Source organism: Chryseobacterium sp. S90, from assembly GCF_047444895.1.
GTDB lineage: Bacteria > Bacteroidota > Bacteroidia > Flavobacteriales > Weeksellaceae > Chryseobacterium.
Genome location: NZ_JBLGCX010000001.1, coordinates 1,260,439 through 1,281,696 on the forward strand (window position 1 = coordinate 1,260,439; position 21,258 = coordinate 1,281,696).

Below are 21,258 nucleotides of genomic sequence, written 5' to 3' on the forward strand. Positions count from 1 at the left end.
TCGCCAAAATCCGAATAAAAAAAGACCGCTTTGAATTTTACAAACAAAACGGTCTCATTCAAATCATCTAATTATTACTTTTCTAAAGCTGCTACAAGGTCCTTCCACTCCTGAAGCTCAGGAATTCCAGGTTTCCTTTTTCCAAAGAACTGAACGATAAAGTCTCCTTCTTTGTTGAATACTTCGATAGCCGTTACTTCTCCGTCTTCAGTTGGTTTTTTAACGATCCAGGCTTCTGCAATTTTCGTTACATCCAAATGTAAGTTGAAATCAGGATCCATTACGTTGAACCATTGCTGGTGCCAAAGTGTTTTCTTCACATTTCCAGTGTGGATCTGGATAATCCCTCTGTTTCCAACGAAAACCATGATCGGAGTATTTTTTTCAGAAGCATCTTCAAGGATGTTGACCACTTTAGCATTGTCGATTTTCTTAGCAAATCCTTCCGGTGCCAATCTTAATGCCTGCGTTCTGCTTACTCCATATTTTCTGGTCATCATGAAGAAATCATGAGTATCTTTCAATTCTGTCCATGCTTTTTTGAAGCCTTCCACATCAATTTCTGAATCTGCTTTTTCTGCCTGTTTTGGAGCAACTACCTCAAATACAAATGCTTGGTTCTGATCTTCAGCTTTGAACTTTTCAACCAAAGCATCAAAAGCTTCTTCATTGCTGTTTTTTGTCAGATAGATCTTGTGCAATGCCAGACCATCTTTTCCGAAAAACTGAAGACTTTTCTTATCTCCTTCCACTACTGCAAAAGCAAACTTCCAGTGGTTAAGGAAAATCCTAAGGTCAATGTCTTCTCCAACAAAAAGCTGTGCGTGCGGACTGCTGAAATCACTGTTCTGATAGATTCCTTTTCTTTCGTGAACACATTCATCATTACGGGTAAGAGCCATTACTTTTCCCAACTGCTCAGCTTCTGTAAGAATTCCCGGAAAATCTGTATTTAAAACAGTTACACCTTCCCCTACACTGGTTACTAATAATTCGGCTTCACTTACACCTAGCTGTGCAGCGGCATTTCTTATTCTTATATGTGGATTTTCTGCTTTCAGAGCTTCCCATTTTTCCTTTAAATCATTAACTAATGTGCTCATTATTTTATTTTTTTATGGTTAAAATTGTATAAATTCTTTGTATTGTTTCTTCTCCTGTTTTACTTTTTATCTGCTCTTCTTTTTCGGAAGTTTTCATTCTTTTAAAATGACTTTTGGAGATCAGTTCTTCCATTTCATTGTTGTTGTAGAGTGTGAAATCATATTCCGTAAACGGCAGTTTTTCCATGAAATCTCTTTGCCCGAAAGTAAGGACGAGTGTTCCGTCATCTTTCAAAACCCTGTAGATCTCATTTAAAAATTCTACCGGATTTTCCCAGAAATAGACAGTATTTACTGTAAATATTTTGTTGAAAGTCCCGTCCTGAAAAGGAAGTTTCTTCCCTTCATACAAAATAAAATCTGCCTGGTTTTCAAATTCTTTATTGAGTTTCCTGGCTTCATTGTGCATGGTTTCAGAAATATCGATTCCTGTATATCTGAGGTTTTTGGCAAGGCTCATGATACTTTTCAGGTGTCCGGCATTGCCGTGTCCTATTTCAAGAATATGCTGATCGTCATCTATCACAAGTGTTTTGATACTTTCTAACGTCATCCCGATGTTGGTGGCATTCATCATTTCACCAATCTCAATGCCTTTTTCTCCCTGAGGATTGGCAAGATTCTGTGCAAGGATTTTAAGTTCTTCTTTTTCCATGGTTATCCAAAAATGATCATTGGGTTATTCGTAATAGGGTGTCCGCAGATGGTACAGGGAAAATTATAGGCTTGGCTGATGTTTTCTGCTGTGAAAACTTCCTGTGGAGTTCCAAAGGCGGAAACTTTTCCTGATTTCATCAATAATATCTTGTCTGCAAATTGTGCTGCGAGGTTCAGATCATGTAAAACAACAATGGCACTGTTGGCTTTTTTTGTGAAGTTTTTGATAATTTCCAACGCCTTATACTGATGTTTTATATCCAAATTGTTCAAAGGTTCGTCCAGAAAAACCAGTTTATGGGTAATGTCGTTCTGTAATTGTGCCATTACTCTTGACAGATGTACCCTTTGTTTTTCTCCTCCGGACAGGGTATTGTAATCTCTGTCTTTCAGATGAAAAATATCGGTTTCATACATCATATTATTCATGGCTTCCAGATCTTCTTTACCGGGCTGGGCATCAAAATAAGGATACCTTCCCATCATGACTACATCTTTTACTTCAAGCGGAATATCATTACTGTTGTGCTGCGAAAATTTTGCTTTATGTCTGGAAAGCTCCTTCACGTTCCACTCATAAATAAGTTTATCTTTAAATAATACTTTTTGTTTTCCGGATTTCACTTCATCTGCCAAAACACTCAGAAGGCTTGATTTCCCTGCTCCGTTCGGACCTACAATGGCTAAAAATTCACCATATTCCAGAGAGACATCTATTCCATCCAGAATACGGAATTCTTTATGTTTATAATTAATCTGGTGTGCCTTGATCATTACAGTGATTTTTTAAATTTAACCAAAATAGCAATAAAGATAGGTCCTCCCATCAGTGCAGTCAGAATCCCGATCGGAAGTTCAGACGGCGCTACGATACTTCTGCTGAACGTATCTGCGGTCAGCAGCAAAATACTTCCGCACATGGCTGATAAAGGCAGGATAAAGGTATTATTGGATTTGAATAAAAGTCTTAAAATATAAGGTACAATAAGACCTACAAAACCAATTGTCCCTGAAAATGCTACACAGGTTCCCACCATTAATGCAACGGTGATGATGATCTGTTTTTTCAGTTTTTCCACATTGATTCCCAGGTGCTGTGCATCTTTTTCTCCCAACATCATAGCATTCAAAGCTTTTCCTTTTGGTAATAAAATCATGTAAGCTATCGTCATTACAACGGCCAGAATGATATTCTTTGTCCATGTAGCGGCTGCCAGACTTCCCAGATTCCAGAAGGTTAAATCCCTAAGCTGTTCATCTTTTGAAATATAGATCAGGAACCCGGTTATTGAAAAACCTATTGCGGTTATTGCAACTCCGGTAAGCAGCATCATCACTACATTTGTTTTTCCTCCGCTTGTTGAAATCCTGTATACCAGCATCATAGATAAGAATGATCCTATAAAAGCAGCGATTCCTACCAATGAAAACTGTACAACCTCAGGAAGGTATTCTTTGAAATGTCCTCCTAAAACAATCGCAATTGCCGCCAGCAGGGTTGCTCCGGATGTAAGGCCGATCAAATCACCTGTTGCCAGCGGGTTTTTAAAAAGTCCCTGAAGGCTGGTTCCCGAGACGGAAAGCATTCCCCCTATTAAAATTGCCATAACAATTCTGGCTGCTCTTACGTCCCAAATCACATATTTATCACTTAAGGACAAAGACGGATCACCTTTTATAAATTGCCACAGTGCCCTGAACGGAGAATTCTCTCCGAAATCATAAACTCCTGTATTAAGTGACAGCACTGCTATAATGACCAGCAGTACTGCACTTATAATAAGATAAAAGTATAGTTTACTTTGTGTTTTCAATTAAAAGTTTGTTTAATCCTACTGCTGCTTCTCCTAGTCTCGGTCCGAAACCTGACACTAAACCTCCATCCATTGCGATGATCTTTTTATTCTTTCCTGCATTGGTTTGGGAAACACCCGGCATTTTAAGAGCGCCTTCATTTCCTCCTGCTCCCTGTAAGCCTGTTTCAAAGAAGAACAGAACATCAGGATTAGCTTTTACAACGGCTTCAGGTGTCAATGGTTTGAAATCTTCAAAATCAGTTACAGCATTTTCACCTCCTGCAAGAGTGATCAATGAAGCCATTGGTGTATTTTTACCACTCACCATCAGCATATTTCCTCTGGCGTAGATGAACAATACTTTTGGTTTTTTAGCAATGGGCTGTACCTGTTTAAGATCAGCGTCAATCTTGTCATTTAATTTCTGGTAATCTGTATTTCCAATCGCTTTTGCTACAGATTCAATTAACTTTTTAGTTCCATCTACTGTATATTCCTGTTTGAATACTTCAGTTTTAATTCCGGAAGATTTGATTTTCCCCATTAATTCCGGGTTGATATCTTTATCAGAAGCTAAAATTAATGTTGGAGACACCGCCATGATCGGCTCAATGGTCATTGATCTCATGTGACCTAAATCTTTAGCCGTAGCTTTTAAAGATGCAGGATAAGTACTTGTAACATCTGTTCCTACGATTTCTTTTTCGTGGCCTAAAGCAGCTACGATTTCAGTAATTCCACCGTTTAACGTTACTATTTTATTGTTGGTTTTTGGTGCTTCAGAAGTGGCTTCCGTTGTATTTTCTTTCGTTGATGCTTCTGCTTTTTTGCAAGAATATACTGCTACAAGTACAGAAGCTGCAAGGATGAATTTTTTCATGATATACTATTATTTGATTATTTATAAAGGTTCAAATTCAAAATTGGTGTACCCGCGGTTTCCATTTTCGTCTTTCATTTTATTGAATCTCAGTTTAAAGTAGAAACCTTCAGCATCTTTCAATACAAAGAAACGGTCTGAGTAGACAAAAGGAACCGGATTCGTTGCCGTCCCCGTTGTTGTTCTCCACTTATCACCAATGGCTCTATGATCATTAAAAACAAATTTGGCAGGTTCAACGTCTTTCAGTTTGAATGCGGTATAAGCCTGGTCAAGACTTCCTGTAACACTTACCTGATAGGCACCTACTCCATTCAAGGTATTGGTCGTTACAAAATCTGCATAGAAGTAGCTTCCCGCACTGGTTGTAGGTCCCATGAATACCTCATTGGTAAACGTTGTGAATGCTAAGTCCCAGCTTTTTTTCTTAGGCTGAATTTTTACAGGTGTACCTGTTTTCAGGTTGAAGAACGAAAAGTTGTATTCAGTATCTTTTGTAATGATATATTCTTTGATATCTGTTCCTGTTGCATTCAGATCGGCATAGCGGATCTTATATCCATTCTGAGCTCTCAGGATCTGAATTTTTTTCCATCCTCTCGGATCACCGGACAATGAAACGGAACCTGCCCCGATATTGGCTGCGGAAGGTATTTCTCTTCCCAGATTGATCAGATAAACAGGATTATCAGAATCATTTTCTTTGATGGCATCAATCCCGGAAGTCTGAGTCAGAAAATTACCATTAGGATTGTCGATATATTTCATGTTGGCAGCATCAAATGTCCCCACCTGAGCAATTTCTTTCAAACTTTCAACATCAGCATCTTTTACTTTACCGATATCTGCAGCATCAGGTATTTTAATAACTGTCATAGCAAGAGAGCCGTTCATTATCACACGAAATTCATCTCCTGTATAAAAACCAAGATCCCAATCTGTTCTGCTGTTGACAGCCGGATTGGTGTAATCACTCAGATCAATCCAAACCTGATTAGGTTCTGTAGGACCACCAACTTTTACATTGACTTCTGATCCAGTCATGGGAGGAACCGGAACCGGATCTTCATCTGCAGAGAGGCAGGACTGTGTGGCCACCATGATGGAAAGAACAGAAAATATTTTTAAATATTTCATAACAGTAACTTATTATTTAAAATTGAAACATTAATCTGGCAAAATAGCTTCTGCCATAGTATAAATTAACAGAACCACTCGCTGCTGTATGGGCTGAACCGGCAACTGCAGTAGAGTTTAATCTCGTTACATCAAATATATTTTTCACCCCTGCAGAAATTTCAAAATGCTTATTCCAGAAAGGCTGGCTTACGATAAAATCCATCGTATGAAAACTGTCTACTTTTCCAAGGCGGAAACCACTTGCTCCATCAGACACATAAATTCTGTCCGGACCTGTAAATTTGTAGTAAAGGGCAAAATTGGTATCGGTATTTTTCAGTTTGTACGTTGCAGAAGAGCCTGCCTGTACCAAATACTGGAAATCTGTAGGAGAAGAGGATGTTAATTCGTTCATTGATACGGATGTTCCGTTTACAGATCCTCTTAAAGACAGGGCAAACTGATCTTTTCTAAAATCTACATTAGCTGAGAATAATAGATTTCTATAGGTATTAAGGTTCATGTATTTATAGGTAGAAGGTTGTTTTACCACAACCATTTCAATCCTGTCACGTACATCCAGATATAACGCATCTATTCCGTAAGCGATTTTCCAGCCATTATCCACTGAAAAGTTCTGATTCCAGAAAAGTCCAGCAGAGAATCCTTTTTCAGGATTTAAATCAGGATTTCCCTGTACATCGTGGTTAAGGTTTACAAAATACGTGTACAGTTCATCATATTTAGGGAAACGGTTTGCAGATCCTACAATCGCTCTAAGGTTTGAATTTTCAGAAGTTTTATATCTTGCTGATAAGGAATAGTTGTACTGATCATTAAAGTTCTCACTAAGGGAAAGTCTTACTCCCGGTCTCAATGAAAACTTGTCTGAAACATTCCATTCTGCAGAAAGGAAATTGGAATAGGTAAATATTTTTCTTTTTACCGCTTCTCCAAAGAAATCTCCGGCAATCAGTGCAGCATATCCATTGGTATAGTCTAATTCGTATCCTAACTGGAAATCAAAAACTTTACTATCAAGGAAATTACTGAACATCCCTCTTGAATAAATAACATCGGTTTTATAGTAAGATTTTTCGTCCTGACGGCTCTTTATCGCTCTGTTCGGGATGTCGTAATTGTAGTCGTAATATTTTCTATCCTGATTCTGATAGGAGAAATCTCCCATGTATCGGATATGTCCCAGATTGGTTTGAATATTAAACTGGTGCACCCAGCGGTCGGTATTGTACTTTCTGTCTCTACTTTCATAAGATACTCCACCTACTCCGTCATTAAGCGGATTTCTGCTTACTTCCGGGTTGTAAAAGTTAAATTTCTCATTAAGATAGGACAGTTTGTAGAAAAATGTTGTTTTGTTTTTTGTATATCTTAACAATGCAGAGGCGTCGTACTGGTCTTTCGGGTTCCATTCATAGCCTCTCTGATTGTCCTGTCCGAAATATTTGTAACCTTTGCTTTCTCCTTCATATCCCATAAACTGGTTATGGTTGAAATTGATGCTGGCAAACCATTCATTGCTGATATTATAATCTATATTCAGGTTCTGAATATGTCTTCCGTTCCCCTTTTTCTTAAGATCATAATTATCTCTTACCGTTTCTTCCTGTACCGAACCTCTTACGCTTACTTTTTTTGTACTGGTTTTCTTCGTAATAATGTTGATTACTCCGGCAACAGCACCATTTCCATATTCAACGCCCATACTTCCTTTTACAATTTCGATTCTTTCGATATTGCTCAAGGTAATTTTCGTGAGGTCAATATTACTTCCCAATCCTGTATCTCCTACTACCGGAATATTGTCGATAAGGATTTTCACATAATCACCATTAAGTCCCATAATATTGGCCGTGGAATTTCCTGAACGGGTATCCGGAGTGATCTGTATGTTAAGACTTTGATTTAAAACCTCGGCAACATTAGTGGCTGCCATATTTTTAATCTGTTCTGCATCAATTACATCAACCTTATATATCGATTTGTTAATGGACTGCTGCATGTACTGTCCTGTAATAACAACTTCTTCAATTTTCTTTTGATTAAGAGAATCCTTTTCTTGTGCATTCACCCATAAGGCCACGGATAATGATAGAACGGAAAGCACTTTCTTCTTCATAAGGGTACAAATTTTCGACAAATATAAAACTTTATTTAGACTCATTAAAAATAAATATATATTTTTGTGGAATAATTCTAAATAAAAATAATCTCATGAAATTAAAATTACTTTTAGGAACTCTGATGTTTACAGCCTTAACAGCGAATGCTCAGGTATCTAACATCAATGAAAATTTCAATAATTTTACAGCTGGGAATACAACCTTTCCTCAGTTTGGATGGTCTGCCATTGTTGCACCAATTACCGGAGAGTTTCCTCCAGTACCTCCGAGAATGATTGTAGCAGGTGATTCTAACAGGTTCGTTCAATCCTATGCAGGAAATAATGCGACAGGGTCTTCATATCTGATTTCTCCTCAAATTGAAGCTCCAACAGGAAATAAGACATTAACTTTTGATACAACTTTAGTATCTCCATCACCCGGTCCGGGTAGCATCCAAATTGGGGTAGCATCCAATCCTGCGGATATGTCAACATTTGTTCCTGTCGGAAGCCCTATCAGTGTATCGGTTATTGGTACAGTTCAGAATATCAGTGTAAATATTCCGGCATCTACAGGTTCATATATTGTATTTAAATTCACTCCTACAGCAACGCACGTTGCGATCCAGGTTGATAATGTAGTGTACAACACGACAGCATCTTTAGGAGTAAATGACAACAATAAAGTGACAGAAAATATCAGATTTGCCTTAAATTCTGATCAAACAGCATTGGAATTTAAATCAAAGAAAGATCTTAAAAATATCAGTATTTACTCTGCTGCCGGACAAAAAGCAACAGAAGGAAAACCAAACGGACAAAATTTTGATATCAGTACTCTTCAGACCGGAGTTTATTATATGAATATTGAAACTTCTGAAGGAAAAACGATTCAGACAAAATTCATCAAAAAATAAGGTTTATTAGACTATTATTTTCCTTTTTAAAGCCGGCGGGATCATTCCTTCCGGCTTTTCTGTGTCCATATTTTATGTAAATAAAAGTACAATTAATATAAAAACACGATAAAAATCATGTTTTTATTTAGACTCATTAAAAATAATTATATACTTTTGTGGAATCATTCTAAATAAGGATTTAAAAAATAAGTTATGAAAACAAAACTATTATTGGCTTCAGTATTGGCTATGTCTGTTCAGCAGACTGTTTTGGCACAAACTGATGCATTGGGGTACTCACAGGTAAATATGACAATGGGGAGCGGCTATCAAAACAGAGTATTTGTAGACCTTGCAGATGGCAATATGGTTTCTCAGCCTGCCAATACCTGGGATGTTGCTTTTTATAGAAATTCAAACTATGCATTTGGATCAAGAATAAATGATGCAAAGGACATTGAGGTATTCACTGCTTCAACCAATTTAGCAGATTGGGATAATATCAGTATCAGCAATGAAGCTTCATGGGGAGATCCTCTTTATAATCCGGACCAGACCACTGACTGGAGTCAGGGAGCTTTTGAACAGGGGCCTGTGACATCTCCAAATCCTAATATCCCTTCAACAGGATGGGGAGTTTACAATCCGGTGAATCACCATATTCAGGGGAAAGCTATTTTTGTTTTAAAATACCCTTCTGGAACATACATCAAATTTGCTATTGAAGATGCCTTTGCAGGATATACTTTTAAATATTCAAAATGGAATGGTACTTCATGGGGAGCTACAGAAACAAGAACACTTGCTAACGGAACGGATGATTCTTATTTCAATTATTTCTCATTTGATACCGGTGCAAAAGTTCCTGGTCTTGAGCCGTCAAGAACTGCATGGGATTTCGTATTCACAAAATATTACACATTCTATATGGGTGTGCAGATGTATCCGCTTTCCGGAGCCATCCAAAGCCCTAATATCAAAGTAGCAATGACACAGCCGGAAACACAGGCTACAACAGCTTATACAATCCCTGCCAATGCAAGCTTCTCATCAGCTATTACAACTGTTGGACACTCATGGAAAGGCATCGGAACAGTAAAAAGTGATGTGGTATACTATGTGAAAAAAGGAAACGACTACTACAGAATGTACTTCACGACTAATGGTGGAGCAAGTACAGGAAATATGTATTTCAAATACAAAAAAATTACTGAAACATTAGGAATTACCGAAGTTGGAAAAAAAGCTTCTTTTGGTATCTATCCTAACCCTGCAACAGCAGATAAAAAAGTAACGGTTCTTTTTGATGTTAAAGAAAAAGCAAGCAACAAAGGAAATGTGGAGGTTTATGATCTTACCGGTAAAAAGGTATACTCTGCTGAACTTACCAATCAGGCAGGTTTCTACAAGCAGGATCTGAACCTTTCTACGCTTACATCAGGAAATTACCTTGTAAAAATCACTTACGGCGGCCATTCGGAGACGAAAAAGCTAATCGTAAAATAAACTTTTTATTTTAATACTTTCTATTTTTTCTAATAAAAAGGCGGTTTCAAGAGTTTGAAACCGCCTTTTATTTTTTAAGGAAATCTAAAAAAATCTTTAAATTCTTAAATCATTAAGTCTTTAAATCTTCAATATTAATATATTTTAAATCCTTTATAAACTTCTGCAGAGCTCTCCATGATTTTGGAAGCATCTTTACGGAAATCCAAAAGGTGGTCCTGACCATTATGTCTGTTGTGATGCTCTACGCTTTCCCAAAGCTCGATCAGGAAGAAAGTTCCTTTATTATCTTTATCCTCAATAAGGTCATACTGCAGGCAGCCTTCTTCTTTTCTTGTTTCTTTCACAAGGTTCTGAAACAGCTCTACCGCATCCATCAGATAATTTTCATTAAACTTAAAAAGTGCAATGATATGTAAATTCATGTTCTAATATTTAGTGATGTAAAAGTAAAATATTTTCAAAACCGAATATCTTTTTAAGCCCTTTATTTTTCAATATAAAGCATAATTTTTAATTAAAAACTGATTTATAAATAGTTATAGAACTCATCACAATTACCAATGTTCCGATAATCACAAACATTTTCTTCACAGGGAGCTTTGCCGTAAGCATAGCTGAAAAAGGAGCGGTAATAATTCCGCCGATCAAAAGGCCGAGAATGATATTCCAGTGCTGAATCCCCAGGGTAAAGAAAAAGGTAACGGCGGCCGTTAGGGTAAGGATAAATTTGGCGACAGTAGAACTTCCTACAGCAAATCTTGGGGTAAATGCATTTTTAATTAAGGTTCCGGTTACCAGAGGCCCCCATCCTCCACCGGCAAAAGAGTCTATAAAACCACCTATCACCCCAAGTCTGGTAAGATTGGTTTTTCTTTTCAATGCTTTACTTTGTTTTTCTTTGAAGGCATTCGATAAAATCTGAATCCCGAGATATAAAGTATAAAAAGCGATCAGTGTTTTGGTGATCTTTGCATAATATTCACCCAGGTAAGTAAGGCTTACCGCACCAATAACAGCCCCGATAACTGCCGGCACTGCAAGTTTCTTCACTAAACTTTTACTTACATTTTTCAGTCTGATATGGCTGAGACTTCCCGCTGCTGTTGTAAAACTTTCTGCTGAATGGATACTTGCGCTTACAATATGCGGTGGAATATTCAAAAGCAAAAGTGTGGTGGTACAGATTACTCCATATCCCATTCCCATTGATCCCGCTACAATCTCTGCAAAAACTCCTACCAGAAGCATCCAGTAAAAAATATAATTATCTTTTGCCAGAATAGTCTGCAGTTCTTCCAGATATCCCAGTTCATACATTGAAAAAACAGCAATAGATATAATGACAGCCGTCACAAAAAGGACATTAAGCCTTACCTGAATTTTTCTTGAAATCACCATATTAAAAAACCGTTTTAGTCAGTACTTCTTGATTATCTGTCACATCGAAAATAAAGACATTTAACGATCGCATGTTTTCTGCACTTCTGTACAAGGAAATATTTTCAGATATACGATATGCAGCATCAGAATGCACTGCAGTCATGGAGAGTGTAAGCTTTTGTAATGGGTTTGCCTCTTCTTTTGAAATCATAGTTTATTCATTTGAAGTACTGCAAATATCTGATAAAATATTTATCCTACAAAAAAAGTAGACTATTAATTCAAAAAAAAGGATCAGGTCAGTCGACCAGATCCATTAAAGTTTTTCTCTCCAGAATATTCAGTGAGGCATCCCGGACTTCTATCAGTACATCATGAAGTCCACAGTGATCTTCATTGCAGTCGTCACATTTTTCATAAAAATTCAGACTTACGCAAGGAAGCATGGCAATAGGACCATTTACCAGACGAATGATTTTGGCCAGTTTCACATTTTCAGGTTTTTCCTTCAGAAAATATCCTCCACCCTTTCCTTTTTTACTGTCAAGAATTTCCGCTTTTTTAAGTTCAAGCAGAATATTTTCCAAAAACTTTAAAGGAATCTTTTTGTGTTCCGCAATTTCGGAAATAAGAATCGGTCCTTCATTTCTTTTTTCTACAAGATATGAAAGCGCCTTAAACGCATATTGAGATTTTTTTGAAAGCATTACAGCAAAAATAAGAAAATTGTTTAACATTTGAAAAAGAGCTGTAAGCAGAGAGATAAATATTCAATTTTAGCTCTGCCTTTAGGTATTTTTGCTCATCTGGCTTATCCGTAATTTCACGGTTTTAGTACCACATTTTTGCCTTTCTCCTATTAAATCATTATGTTTGCCATATGTTCAGTAAACAAGAGGCACAGCAGTTAAAAAAGGAATTTTGGACCGCTTTCGGAAGATCATTTCCCAGAAAATGGATTCTCTATGATACCAAAATCAAGGATATGGCATTTAAATTTTCTGCGGACAATAAAAAAGCAGAAGTTTCTCTGGATATCGAAATGAAGGACGAAATTTTCAGAAACGCCTACTACGAAAAGATCTGGTCATTGGAAGACATCTTAAAAGATTACACCGGAGACTTTCATAAAGAAGAATATTTTACGCTTGAGAACGGAAAGGTTATCAGCAGGATATGGATAGAAAAGTCTGGTGTTTCCATTTTCAATAAAAATACCTGGCAAGAAATTTTTGAATTTTTTGTTGATAAAATGGACGGTTTCGAAAGGTTTTACTATGAATATGAGGATTTTATAAAGGATATATAAAATACTTACGAAATAAATACTATTTTACACTTCAGGCTTAGATAAAAAAAGAAAACTTATCTTTGTGATACCACTTAAACTAATAGATGAAACTAAATAACGTGATTAAAAATGAGAAAAGTGTACAAAAACATTTTTGGAGAAATCATCTCTAAAAGTAAAGCTGTGAAGCTAAACGAATATCATCTGTATTATTATGAGGAGGGTTCCGATTTCCTAAAAGAAATTGAATTCATCAACGAAGACAGTGTTTACAACATCAATTATTTTTTAAGTGACGAAGAGGACGAGGCGAATGTAGTAGAATATCTTAAGGAAAAATCTGACTTTTTTGATATTGAAAAAAAAGAAACCGCCGACGGTTTTATTATTTCTACCAATAAGTTGTATTCCTTATCCGTAGATGATTTACCTCTAATTTCAAAAACCGTTTTCAAAACGGAAGATCCTGAAAATTTCATCTGTTCTCAGGTTATTGATAACGAAACCCATGAACCACAGCTCGAAAGAACGATAAAATGCTGGTATACCCAGGATGAAAGTGGCGAAAAATATGCCGCTATAGAATGCAGCTATCAGGAAGACGGAAAGCTTGAACTGGCTGTAGACAAAACTCCTGATCCCGACCATGAAGAAAACTGGGTTCATTATGATTATGATACCTTCCAGGATCTTCAGGCACAGATCCCTACTGATATCAGTTATTACAGAACTGCCGCTTTACTTCCAAAAGGAGCCTTTCAGCAGTAATCTATAGTGTATTAGTACCAATCTCAAATATTATTGAATATAGATGTGAACTCAATTTTTTATAACTGAAACCTGAATTTAGAGATCCTACAAATTATTTTGAAGGTTGCTGTCAGTACTTTACAAATTGAATCTCAGAAAAAATAAAATAAAGACTGTTCCAGGATTGGGGCAGTCTTCTTTTTAAAACACTTCAATTTGTAACAAAATAACCTTACCAAGTGTCTTATTATTAAAAACATATGGGAAGGATTTTATTATTAATGGTAATTTCATGGATACTGATATCATGCCACTCAATGAGAGCTATTCCTCATGTTAATCATGGCGTCAAAGATTCTTTGAACGCAGATATCAACAAAATATACCAGCAAGGCTTATTCAACGGGTTTGCCGTTTCAATTGTAAATGAAAAGTCGACTTTATATCAAAAGGGATTTGGTTTTTCAGATGTAAAAGAAAAGAAATTGTATAGTGAAAATACGATACAGAATATTGCATCCGTTTCCAAAACATTTGTTGGAATTGCCCTTCTTAAAGCTGAGGAACTGGGAAAATTGAATCTGGATGATCCTGTTCAAAAATATGTACCCTTTAAAGTAGCCAATCCTAATTTTCCTCAAACACCGATTACCATTCGTCAACTTGCAACTCATACTTCATCTATTCTGGACAATGAATTTTATTTATCTAAAAATTATTTTCTGAAACCTGATCAGAATCTGAATGGTGTAAAACTCAATTTTGACGATGAGCAGATATTCAATCCTGCAGATTCAATAATTTCAATGTCTGTATTTTTAGAAAATGTGCTGGCAGAAAACGGAAAATGGAATAAAAACAGTTTCTCCACCCATAAACCGGGATCAATCTATGAATATTCAAATGTAGGAACTGCTCTTGCAGCCTTTATTATTGAAAAAGCTACCGGACAAACGTTTAATAAATTTATAAAAGAATATATCCTTAAACCTTTACAGATGAAAGATTCAGGCTGGTCATTTGATGAAGTAAAGTTTTCACAATTTTCCAGACTGTATGAAAAACCCGATACTCCTCTTCCCTATTATCAATCTGCAACGTATCCGGATGGAGGATTTATTACGAGCATCAACGACCTGAGCAAGTATTTAACCGAACTTATCAAAGGCTATAATGGAAAAGGAACAATTCTGACTCAGAAAAGCTATAAAGAATATTTTACGCCACAACTTACCGCTTCTAATTTCGAGGAAAGAAATGACAAAAATCCTTACAGTGAATCTTATAATACAGGAATCTTTATGGGTTTTGGCCATACAGGTTATATTGGCCATACCGGAGGCGATCCGGGAGTAATGTCTATGCTGTTTTTTGACCCTAAAAATAATCTGGGAAGGATTATGATCTTCAATACCAATTTCTCAGATAAGAAAGGGAATGAGGCTTTCTATGGGATCTGGAATGTACTGGAGAAATATCAATTGAAACTATAAGCCAGATATAAAAAGTCCGGAAGAAAGTATCTTCCGGACTTTTTATTTTTTATCCAAATTTCTTTTTCCTCAGCCAGAAGAACAGTCCTCCGATAAGGCCGATAATGGCCAATGGAAGCAGTAAGTTCAGCCACTGCCATGTGGATTTCTCTTCAGTGATTCTTTGCCTGTCAAGCAATCTTTCTTCAATGTTTCTGTTTCTCAGTTCCATCAGGTTACTGTCATCCAACAGATAATCCAAGGCATTTCTAAGGAACTGTTCGTTTCCAAATTGCTCATTGGTCAGCAAATCTACTCCTAATGGAAGCGGTTTACCTTTGATGACCTTATTTCTTCCCACATCACCGTCTGCAATAACGATCATTTTATTTTCCGGGCTTGAAGTTTTGAATCCAGGGTAAGATTTTCTTTCAATTCTGGATGCATAGGCGGAATTAAATTTTCCTTCCAATGCTACAGCAAAGATCTTTGGTGTGCTTGGTTTTTCCATTTGTCCAAGACTGTCTACGCTTGCAATTTCTTTCAGGTCCACATAGTTCGGAACCTGTTTCAGTAATGTTCTTTCACTGGATTCGAAAAGAACTTTTGTTTTGATATTCTTTCTTCCTCCTAAAGTATCGATAGAAGTAGGGAATTCAAATTTTACCGGGTTAATATTCTTTGTGACCGGATTATTATTTTCAGCAATTCCAAGCGGATAATACGGCCAAGGCAGGCTTGTGTATTGTGGGTTTCCGCTTACTTCTCCTGTAACCAGTCTTAACAAGGCAAACTTTTTAACGTCTTTTACCAAAGCCGGATTAATTCTCAATCCATAATTGAAAAAGAAGTCTGTCATATTAATGTCTACCGGGAAAGGCATTACTTTTTTGGATCTTGTTAAGGTATCCATTTCAGCATTTACGGCATCAATCATCCAAAGGGTTTTCCCTCCATTCATGATGTATTGGTCAAGAATTACTTTTTCATTATCTGTAAATGCTTTTCTTGGTTTTGCAATCACCAAAGCACTCATTTGCTTTAATAAAGGAACATCTTCTAATGAAAGCTCAGTCTGGTTTTTAGGGATAATGGGGCCTGCATCATAGTTTTCCATAGCCAGCTGTACAAATCCCTGGAATTCATCCGGGTTCAATTCATCATGATTAACCAGAATTCCGATTTTCTTTCTTTTTGCGACTGCAATATTTTTAATGTTGGAAACAAGGTTATATTCAAGTCCTTCAATAGATCTTGTTAACTGCTGATCTGCATCAATTCCCGCCTGCTGTACTACCAACGGTATAGAAACTCCGTCATTACCATGTTTGATCACAGCATATGGGAAAAGGGTGATCTGTGAAATCTTTCCATCTTTTACATCCGGTAGAATAGACGGCTGCATCCCCATAGCCATCAGAGTATCCTGAGACATTTTTGTTTTAATCGGATCGATGAATTTAAAATCGATCTTCGGATTTATTTTTCTGAATTCTTCCAGCATGAATTTCGTCTCGCTCTGAAGCTGTTTGAAACTTGCCGGAAAATCTCCTTCCAGGTACACTTCAACAGTAAGAGGCTTTTTAACGGACTCCAATACTTTGATGGTGTTATCGGAAAGTGTATATCTTTTTTCTTTTGTTAAATCTAATCTGATTCCCGAATAGGTCAGGATAATAACCAAAGGAACAATCGCAATTAAGAAAATTCCCAGTGGAGATTTAGCATTGATCTTCTTCATAATTCTACTTCTTTTTGTTTATAAAATGATTGGACAATACTAATGAAGCACCAATGACAAGAACAAAATACGCTACATCTTTAAAATCAATAAGCCCTCTTGTAAAGCCTAAGAAATGCTGATAGAAACCTATATTCTGAAGGATAAAATCTGCTCCTCCCAAAAGTTTGTAGCTTGCTAATTGCTCGATTCCGAAATACATAATGAAGCACATGAAAACGCCCAACAGATAAGCCATAATCTGATTCTGTGACAGTGAAGAAGCCAGAATTCCCACTGCAGCAAATGCCGCAATTAAAATGATCAGTCCAAAGTAGCTCCCAAAAGTCATTCCAAGATCGATATTTCCTGCAGGAACTCCCAGCACATACACTGTATAAAGGTAAATGAGTGAAGGAATAAGGCATAAAACCCCAACAATCCATACAGAAAGGAATTTTCCGGTTACAAGCTCAGAAACCTTTAACGGCTGTGAAAAAAGCCAGTTTAATGTTCCTGTTTGCTGCTCTTCCGCAAAAGTTTTCATAGAAAGGGCCGGAATGATAAACATCAGCAGCCATGGAACCAATACGAAATAACTCTGAAGAGAGGCCATTCCGATCTCAAAAATATTAGAATCGTTGTCGAAAAAGAACAGGAAAAGAGTTGCTATCAAACTGAAAGCGGCAATGATCACCCATGCACTCCAGTTTCCAAAGTAACTCCAAAGTTCTTTCTTTAAAATTGCAATCATAGTTTTTTTGTAAGATGTAAAAAGGATGCATGTTCTCAGACATACGCCCACTCCACAATTATTTATTTTTTTTATTTTTTATTAACCAGTTTCACGGTCATCATGATCAGAAATACAAGAACGAAAAATCCTGCGATTAATTGCCACCAGTATTCGATCACCATCGATTTTAATATAACTGTAAATACCACCAGAAACAGAATGAATGTTGCTATTTCATTCGCCTGTCTCAGTTTGATATTGGCAATGGGCAGTGTATCCCCATGTAATTCTTTTAAATGAAGGACTTTTTTCCAACACCAGTAATGGTAAATGGCAAGTCCGACCAGGAAGGTCAGTTTCAGATGAAACCACGGCATTTTCATCAGCCCGGTATTTAAAAAGATCATGACCAATCCGCACACCGCCATGATTACTCCGGCAGGAACTGTGATAATATTCCACAGCCTTCTGGCCATAAAAGTGTACTGCTCTCTCAGAATTTCTTTCTTTTCTTCCGGAAATTCATCGGTGTCCTTATAGTAAACGAAAATCCTTACGAGGTAAAAAATTCCCGCAAAGTAGCTTACCATGAAGATAATATGCAAAGCTTTGATGATGGTATACAGCATCCTAAAAATTTGTTTGCAAAGATAGTTTATTTCGGAAAAAAAGAGAATTTAATCTAAAATCTTTAGCTTAAAATAATAAAGATTCAATATTTTTTAGAATTTGAAAATGAATTTCATATCAACATTAAAATTGAAACCCAAATTGGTGCCTTGCCGATTGGAATGATAATCAAAAGGAAGACCATCTACAGGAGCATAATCTTCTGCCTTTCCTGTCATATTAGTATAAGAAACATTTTTTTGTCTGATACCAAAGCCAATTTTAGGCATAAAGCCAAACCAGGAAGACTCTTTATGAAGCAAAATGCTGTAGTTGATATTTAATCCATATTTGGTTCTTTTATAATCTGCTGAACTAAAGGAATAATAAACATCATTTTCGTCATAATATTTTCCTGAAATATTTTTTCCTGTTTGATTTAAATAGAAAACTTCTGCTGATACAAAATGCTTTAATCTTGATTGAGGTGCCAGACTGTAAAAAACTTCAGGCCTTATTTCAAAAACCCTGTTTTCCCCTTCAAAATTGCCAGTATCTACAGGAGTTATTTTGTCAGTTCCATAGGCCAATTCGCTTCCCACCCACCATCTTTCATTTATTTTCCTCATATAACCTATATTATAGCGTTGATCACGAAAAGGAGCAAAAGCACTTACAGTAAGTATTGATTTGTAATCATTAGATTGAGCATAAATTGTATTGAAAAAGCTAAAAAAAGCTAAAAGAAGTAAATATTTTTTCACAAAATGGCCATTAGAATTAGTGATCCAAATATATTATATTATCATCTATTCAGCAATAGCATTCATTTAATTACAAAAAATAGAGCACTGAATATTCTTTTCATAAAAAAACAGGATTTCTCTAAATAAGAAATCCTGTTTTTTATTCTACAAACGTAGAACTTTTTTATCTTAAGAAATAACTCCTAATTCTTTTCCAACTTTTTCAAAAGCAGCAATTGCTTTATCCAAATGTTCTTTAGTATGAGCAGCAGATAACTGCACTCTGATTCTGGCTTTTCCTTTCGGTACTACAGGATAGAAGAATCCGATTACATAGATTCCTTCATCCATAAGCTTTTCAGCCATTTTCTGAGAAAGAGGCGCATCGTAAAGCATTACCGGAACAATGGCAGCATCTCCGTCCGGAATATCAAAGCCTTTCGCTTTCATTTCTGTTCTGAAGTATTCTGCATTTTCCATCACCTGATCACGAAGAGAAGTATTATCAGAAATCATATCCAATACTTTCAAAGCAGCTCCTACAATTCCAGGCGCTAAAGAGTTAGAGAATAGGTACGGTCTTGAACGCTGTCTAAGCATATCGATGATCTCTTTTTTACCGGAAGTAAAACCTCCTAAAGCACCTCCTAATGCTTTTCCTAAAGTAGAAGTGATGATATCTACTCTACCCATTACTTCATTGGCTTCGTGAGTTCCACGTCCTGTTTTCCCAATGAAACCTGTTGCGTGAGAATCATCTACCATTACCAAAGCATCATATTTATCAGCAAGGTCACACACTCCTTTCAGGTCTGCAACAATACCGTCCATTGAGAATACTCCGTCTGTTACGATAATTTTGAAACGGTGGTTCTTTTCAGAAGCAGCAATCAGTTGAGCTTCCAGATCCGCCATATTATTGTTTTTATATCTGTATCTCGCTGCTTTACAAAGACGAACACCGTCAATAATAGAAGCGTGATTCAATTCATCTGAAATAATAGCATCTTCTTCTGTAAACAATGGTTCAAAAACACCACCGTTGGCATCAAATGCCGCTGCATAAAGGATGGTATCTTCAAGACCTAAAAAGTCAGCGATTTTTTTCTCCAAATCCTTGTGAATATCCTGTGTTCCGCAAATGAAACGTACCGATGACATCCCATATCCATGAGATTGAATCATTTCCTGAGACGCTTTCATTACTTCCGGATGATTAGATAATCCCAGATAATTATTCGCACAGAAGTTCAAAAGCTTTTTTCCGTTAGCTTCTATTTCTGCACTTTGCTGAGAAGTGATGATTCTTTCTCTTTTGTAAAGTCCGTCATTCTCAATATTCTGAAGTTCGTTCTGTAAATGTTGAAGGTATTTTTCAGAGATCATTTTTAGTAATTTTTTAGATGTGCTAATTTACTAAAAAGGCAGTAAAATAAAACCTTTTATATGTTTAATTCTAAAAAATCAATTCAGGTTTCAGTTTTAACATTATTAGTCTATAAATTTAGTAGGATAATATTTATATTTGTTTAAAATTTGAGAGTATGAGATTAAAGCCGGTACAAAAAATAAAGACCATCCATTCAGAAACCTTTATTAAGGACCATATGAAGCCGAGAATTCCAGTTATTATTGAAGATTTTATACATCCGGAAAGCCCTGCCTTCAAAAAATGGAATTATGAATATTTCAAAGAAATTGCAGGAGATCACAAGGTAAATATTTATGGCAGTGAGCTTGATTCCCTTGACAGAGTCGCAAGTGATCCTATAGCACAAAGTACATTTTCAGAATATCTCGATCTTATACAGTCCACCCCTACTGAACACCGCCTTTTTTTATTTAATTTATTAAAAATAAAACCTGAACTTAAAAATGATCTTATCTACAATGATGTTACAGATGGTAAAATAATAAAATGGCTTCCTTTTATGTTTTTTGGAGGGGAAGGTTCCGTGACCAGAAATCATATTGACATTGATATGTCACACGTTTTCATTACCCAGTTCCAGGGAATCAAAAGAATATGGCTTTTTCCCTGGGAACAGTCTGATTTTATGTATAAACTGCCATATAACTTCCACAGTCTTGCTCAGATTAAAAATCCAGACTACAGAAAATATCCTGCATTACTCTATTTAAACGGCTATGAAGCAGTGATTCATCCTGGTGAAACCCTTTATATTCCTTCCGGATGGTGGCATTATATTCAATATGATACGGAAGGTTATTCCATCTCGGTAAGAGCCTTACCTTCAAGTCCTCTTGAAAAATGGAGAGGATTTAAGAACCTGGTTATCACAAGACATTTTGACAACCTCATGCGCAAACTGTTTAAAGAAAGATGGTTTGGATATAAAGTAAAAATAGCCCGGAAAAGAGGGACTAAAGCTGCCAGAAAACAAAGAAGCTTTCAGATCTGAAAGCTTCCTGTTATTTTATCGTTAATGATAAGTAAAATATGTA

The 21,258-nt window shown here is 36.4% G+C and carries 22 protein-coding genes; 6 read left to right on the plus strand and 16 right to left on the minus strand.

Annotation, left to right across the window (positions count from 1 at the left end; translation table 11 throughout):
- Positions 1 to 74: 74 nt before the first annotated feature.
- The 7 genes from ACLMCG_RS05880 to ACLMCG_RS05910 are packed head-to-tail and all read right to left on the minus strand — an operon-like array spanning position 75 to position 7,695.
- Complete coding sequence (locus ACLMCG_RS05880; RefSeq protein ID WP_413959143.1) at positions 75 to 1,103, minus strand: hemin-degrading factor; 1,029 nt, start codon at positions 1,101 to 1,103, stop codon at positions 75 to 77.
- A gap of 4 nt (positions 1,104 to 1,107) precedes the next feature.
- Positions 1,108 to 1,758, minus strand: coding sequence for a class I SAM-dependent methyltransferase (locus ACLMCG_RS05885; RefSeq protein ID WP_413959144.1), 651 nt, complete (start codon positions 1,756 to 1,758; stop codon positions 1,108 to 1,110).
- Between the two features lie 2 nt (positions 1,759 to 1,760).
- Positions 1,761 to 2,534, minus strand: a complete 774-nt coding sequence (locus tag ACLMCG_RS05890; protein ID WP_413959145.1) for a heme ABC transporter ATP-binding protein — start codon at positions 2,532 to 2,534, stop codon at positions 1,761 to 1,763.
- Positions 2,534 to 3,574 carry a FecCD family ABC transporter permease gene (locus ACLMCG_RS05895; RefSeq protein WP_413959146.1) on the minus strand — a complete coding sequence of 347 codons (1,041 nt, stop codon included), beginning with the start codon at positions 3,572 to 3,574 and terminating at the stop codon, positions 2,534 to 2,536. Before ACLMCG_RS05895 ends, ACLMCG_RS05890 begins: the two co-directional genes overlap by 1 nt.
- Positions 3,558 to 4,436, minus strand: coding sequence for a heme/hemin ABC transporter substrate-binding protein (locus tag ACLMCG_RS05900; protein WP_413959147.1), 879 nt, complete (start codon positions 4,434 to 4,436; stop codon positions 3,558 to 3,560). The genes ACLMCG_RS05895 and ACLMCG_RS05900 overlap by 17 nt, the downstream gene beginning before the upstream one ends.
- A 21-nt stretch (positions 4,437 to 4,457) precedes the next feature.
- Complete coding sequence (locus ACLMCG_RS05905; protein WP_413959148.1) at positions 4,458 to 5,573, minus strand: HmuY family protein; 1,116 nt, start codon at positions 5,571 to 5,573, stop codon at positions 4,458 to 4,460.
- Positions 5,574 to 5,589: 16 nt separating this feature from the next.
- Positions 5,590 to 7,695: a TonB-dependent receptor plug domain-containing protein gene (locus tag ACLMCG_RS05910; RefSeq protein WP_413959149.1), complete on the minus strand. Its 2,106-nt coding sequence runs from the start codon at positions 7,693 to 7,695 to the stop codon at positions 5,590 to 5,592.
- A gap of 95 nt (positions 7,696 to 7,790) precedes the next feature.
- On the opposite strand from ACLMCG_RS05910, the gene ACLMCG_RS05915 reads away from it, so the two are divergent.
- On the plus strand, positions 7,791 to 8,597 hold the full coding sequence (locus tag ACLMCG_RS05915; protein ID WP_413959150.1) for a choice-of-anchor J domain-containing protein: 807 nt from the start codon (positions 7,791 to 7,793) through the stop codon (positions 8,595 to 8,597).
- Positions 8,598 to 8,792: 195 nt separating this feature from the next.
- Positions 8,793 to 10,085: a T9SS type A sorting domain-containing protein gene (locus ACLMCG_RS05920; protein WP_413959151.1), complete on the plus strand. Its 1,293-nt coding sequence runs from the start codon at positions 8,793 to 8,795 to the stop codon at positions 10,083 to 10,085.
- A gap of 134 nt (positions 10,086 to 10,219) precedes the next feature.
- On the opposite strand, the gene ACLMCG_RS05925 is transcribed toward ACLMCG_RS05920, so the two are convergent.
- The 4 genes from ACLMCG_RS05925 to ACLMCG_RS05940 all read right to left on the minus strand — a co-directional run bounded on the left by ACLMCG_RS05925 (position 10,220) and on the right by ACLMCG_RS05940 (position 12,175).
- On the minus strand, positions 10,220 to 10,510 hold the full coding sequence (locus ACLMCG_RS05925; protein ID WP_047376912.1) for a putative quinol monooxygenase: 291 nt from the start codon (positions 10,508 to 10,510) through the stop codon (positions 10,220 to 10,222).
- Positions 10,511 to 10,598: 88 nt separating this feature from the next.
- Complete coding sequence (locus tag ACLMCG_RS05930; protein ID WP_223600348.1) at positions 10,599 to 11,486, minus strand: sulfite exporter TauE/SafE family protein; 888 nt, start codon at positions 11,484 to 11,486, stop codon at positions 10,599 to 10,601.
- Position 11,487: 1 nt separating this feature from the next.
- Positions 11,488 to 11,679 carry a hypothetical protein gene (locus ACLMCG_RS05935; RefSeq protein ID WP_413959152.1) on the minus strand — a complete coding sequence of 64 codons (192 nt, stop codon included), beginning with the start codon at positions 11,677 to 11,679 and terminating at the stop codon, positions 11,488 to 11,490.
- An 88-nt stretch (positions 11,680 to 11,767) separates the two neighbouring features.
- Complete coding sequence (locus ACLMCG_RS05940) at positions 11,768 to 12,175, minus strand: RrF2 family transcriptional regulator (RefSeq protein ID WP_223600565.1); 408 nt, start codon at positions 12,173 to 12,175, stop codon at positions 11,768 to 11,770.
- A 173-nt stretch (positions 12,176 to 12,348) separates the two neighbouring features.
- Between ACLMCG_RS05940 and ACLMCG_RS05945 the strand changes: the two genes are divergently transcribed.
- From ACLMCG_RS05945 to ACLMCG_RS05955, 3 genes are all read left to right on the plus strand, one after another.
- Positions 12,349 to 12,777 (plus strand): DUF4268 domain-containing protein, encoded by a 429-nt coding sequence (locus ACLMCG_RS05945; RefSeq protein ID WP_223600350.1) that lies wholly within the window; start codon positions 12,349 to 12,351, stop codon positions 12,775 to 12,777.
- Positions 12,778 to 12,897: 120 nt separating this feature from the next.
- Entirely contained in the window at positions 12,898 to 13,527 is a 630-nt protein-coding gene (locus ACLMCG_RS05950; RefSeq protein WP_413959153.1) for a hypothetical protein, read from the plus strand.
- Between the two features lie 242 nt (positions 13,528 to 13,769).
- Positions 13,770 to 15,002, plus strand: coding sequence for a serine hydrolase domain-containing protein (locus ACLMCG_RS05955; RefSeq protein ID WP_413959154.1), 1,233 nt, complete (start codon positions 13,770 to 13,772; stop codon positions 15,000 to 15,002).
- A 49-nt stretch (positions 15,003 to 15,051) separates the two neighbouring features.
- On the opposite strand, the gene gldG is transcribed toward ACLMCG_RS05955, so the two are convergent.
- From gldG to kbl, 5 genes are all read right to left on the minus strand, one after another.
- Positions 15,052 to 16,722: a gliding motility-associated ABC transporter substrate-binding protein GldG gene (gene gldG / locus ACLMCG_RS05960; RefSeq protein WP_413959155.1), complete on the minus strand. Its 1,671-nt coding sequence runs from the start codon at positions 16,720 to 16,722 to the stop codon at positions 15,052 to 15,054.
- Positions 16,723 to 16,726: 4 nt separating this feature from the next.
- The gene (locus ACLMCG_RS05965; RefSeq protein WP_149834795.1) at positions 16,727 to 17,455 is read right to left on the minus strand and encodes an ABC transporter permease; all 729 of its coding nucleotides are present in this window, start codon (positions 17,453 to 17,455) and stop codon (positions 16,727 to 16,729) included.
- Between the two features lie 71 nt (positions 17,456 to 17,526).
- A complete protein-coding gene (locus ACLMCG_RS05970; protein WP_413959156.1) occupies positions 17,527 to 18,066 on the minus strand; it encodes a CopD family protein in 540 nt (179 codons plus the stop codon).
- A gap of 93 nt (positions 18,067 to 18,159) precedes the next feature.
- Complete coding sequence (locus tag ACLMCG_RS05975) at positions 18,160 to 18,675, minus strand: hypothetical protein (protein WP_413959157.1); 516 nt, start codon at positions 18,673 to 18,675, stop codon at positions 18,160 to 18,162.
- Between the two features lie 306 nt (positions 18,676 to 18,981).
- Complete coding sequence (kbl, locus tag ACLMCG_RS05980) at positions 18,982 to 20,178, minus strand: glycine C-acetyltransferase (RefSeq protein WP_047383271.1); 1,197 nt, start codon at positions 20,176 to 20,178, stop codon at positions 18,982 to 18,984.
- Between the two features lie 158 nt (positions 20,179 to 20,336).
- Here kbl and ACLMCG_RS05985 point away from each other — a divergent pair, with 158 nt between their 5' ends.
- On the plus strand, positions 20,337 to 21,215 hold the full coding sequence (locus ACLMCG_RS05985) for a cupin-like domain-containing protein (protein ID WP_413959158.1): 879 nt from the start codon (positions 20,337 to 20,339) through the stop codon (positions 21,213 to 21,215).
- Positions 21,216 to 21,258 lie beyond the last annotated feature (43 nt).

Excerpts from the sequence above, each read along its gene's own strand:
- ACLMCG_RS05890 (WP_413959145.1), bottom strand. The coding sequence starts at position 2,534 with ATGATCAAGGCACACCAGATTAATTATAAACATAAAGAATTCCGTATT.
- ACLMCG_RS05955 (WP_413959154.1), top strand. The coding sequence starts at position 13,770 with ATGGGAAGGATTTTATTATTAATGGTAATTTCATGGATACTGATATCA.
- ACLMCG_RS05915 (WP_413959150.1), top strand. The coding sequence starts at position 7,791 with ATGAAATTAAAATTACTTTTAGGAACTCTGATGTTTACAGCCTTAACA.
- ACLMCG_RS05935 (WP_413959152.1), bottom strand. The coding sequence starts at position 11,679 with ATGATTTCAAAAGAAGAGGCAAACCCATTACAAAAGCTTACACTCTCC.
- ACLMCG_RS05920 (WP_413959151.1), top strand. The coding sequence starts at position 8,793 with ATGAAAACAAAACTATTATTGGCTTCAGTATTGGCTATGTCTGTTCAG.
- ACLMCG_RS05970 (WP_413959156.1), bottom strand. The coding sequence starts at position 18,066 with ATGCTGTATACCATCATCAAAGCTTTGCATATTATCTTCATGGTAAGC.
- ACLMCG_RS05925 (WP_047376912.1), bottom strand. The coding sequence starts at position 10,510 with ATGAATTTACATATCATTGCACTTTTTAAGTTTAATGAAAATTATCTG.
- gldG (WP_413959155.1), bottom strand. The coding sequence starts at position 16,722 with ATGAAGAAGATCAATGCTAAATCTCCACTGGGAATTTTCTTAATTGCG.
- ACLMCG_RS05930 (WP_223600348.1), bottom strand. The coding sequence starts at position 11,486 with ATGGTGATTTCAAGAAAAATTCAGGTAAGGCTTAATGTCCTTTTTGTG.
- ACLMCG_RS05940 (WP_223600565.1), bottom strand. The coding sequence starts at position 12,175 with ATGCTTTCAAAAAAATCTCAATATGCGTTTAAGGCGCTTTCATATCTT.
- ACLMCG_RS05905 (WP_413959148.1), bottom strand. The coding sequence starts at position 5,573 with ATGAAATATTTAAAAATATTTTCTGTTCTTTCCATCATGGTGGCCACA.
- ACLMCG_RS05900 (WP_413959147.1), bottom strand. The coding sequence starts at position 4,436 with ATGAAAAAATTCATCCTTGCAGCTTCTGTACTTGTAGCAGTATATTCT.
- ACLMCG_RS05885 (WP_413959144.1), bottom strand. The coding sequence starts at position 1,758 with ATGGAAAAAGAAGAACTTAAAATCCTTGCACAGAATCTTGCCAATCCT.
- ACLMCG_RS05975 (WP_413959157.1), bottom strand. The coding sequence starts at position 18,675 with ATGAGGAAAATAAATGAAAGATGGTGGGTGGGAAGCGAATTGGCCTAT.
- kbl (WP_047383271.1), bottom strand. The coding sequence starts at position 20,178 with ATGATCTCTGAAAAATACCTTCAACATTTACAGAACGAACTTCAGAAT.
- ACLMCG_RS05945 (WP_223600350.1), top strand. The coding sequence starts at position 12,349 with ATGTTCAGTAAACAAGAGGCACAGCAGTTAAAAAAGGAATTTTGGACC.
- ACLMCG_RS05880 (WP_413959143.1), bottom strand. The coding sequence starts at position 1,103 with ATGAGCACATTAGTTAATGATTTAAAGGAAAAATGGGAAGCTCTGAAA.
- ACLMCG_RS05965 (WP_149834795.1), bottom strand. The coding sequence starts at position 17,455 with ATGATTGCAATTTTAAAGAAAGAACTTTGGAGTTACTTTGGAAACTGG.
- ACLMCG_RS05910 (WP_413959149.1), bottom strand. The coding sequence starts at position 7,695 with ATGAAGAAGAAAGTGCTTTCCGTTCTATCATTATCCGTGGCCTTATGG.
- ACLMCG_RS05985 (WP_413959158.1), top strand. The coding sequence starts at position 20,337 with ATGAGATTAAAGCCGGTACAAAAAATAAAGACCATCCATTCAGAAACC.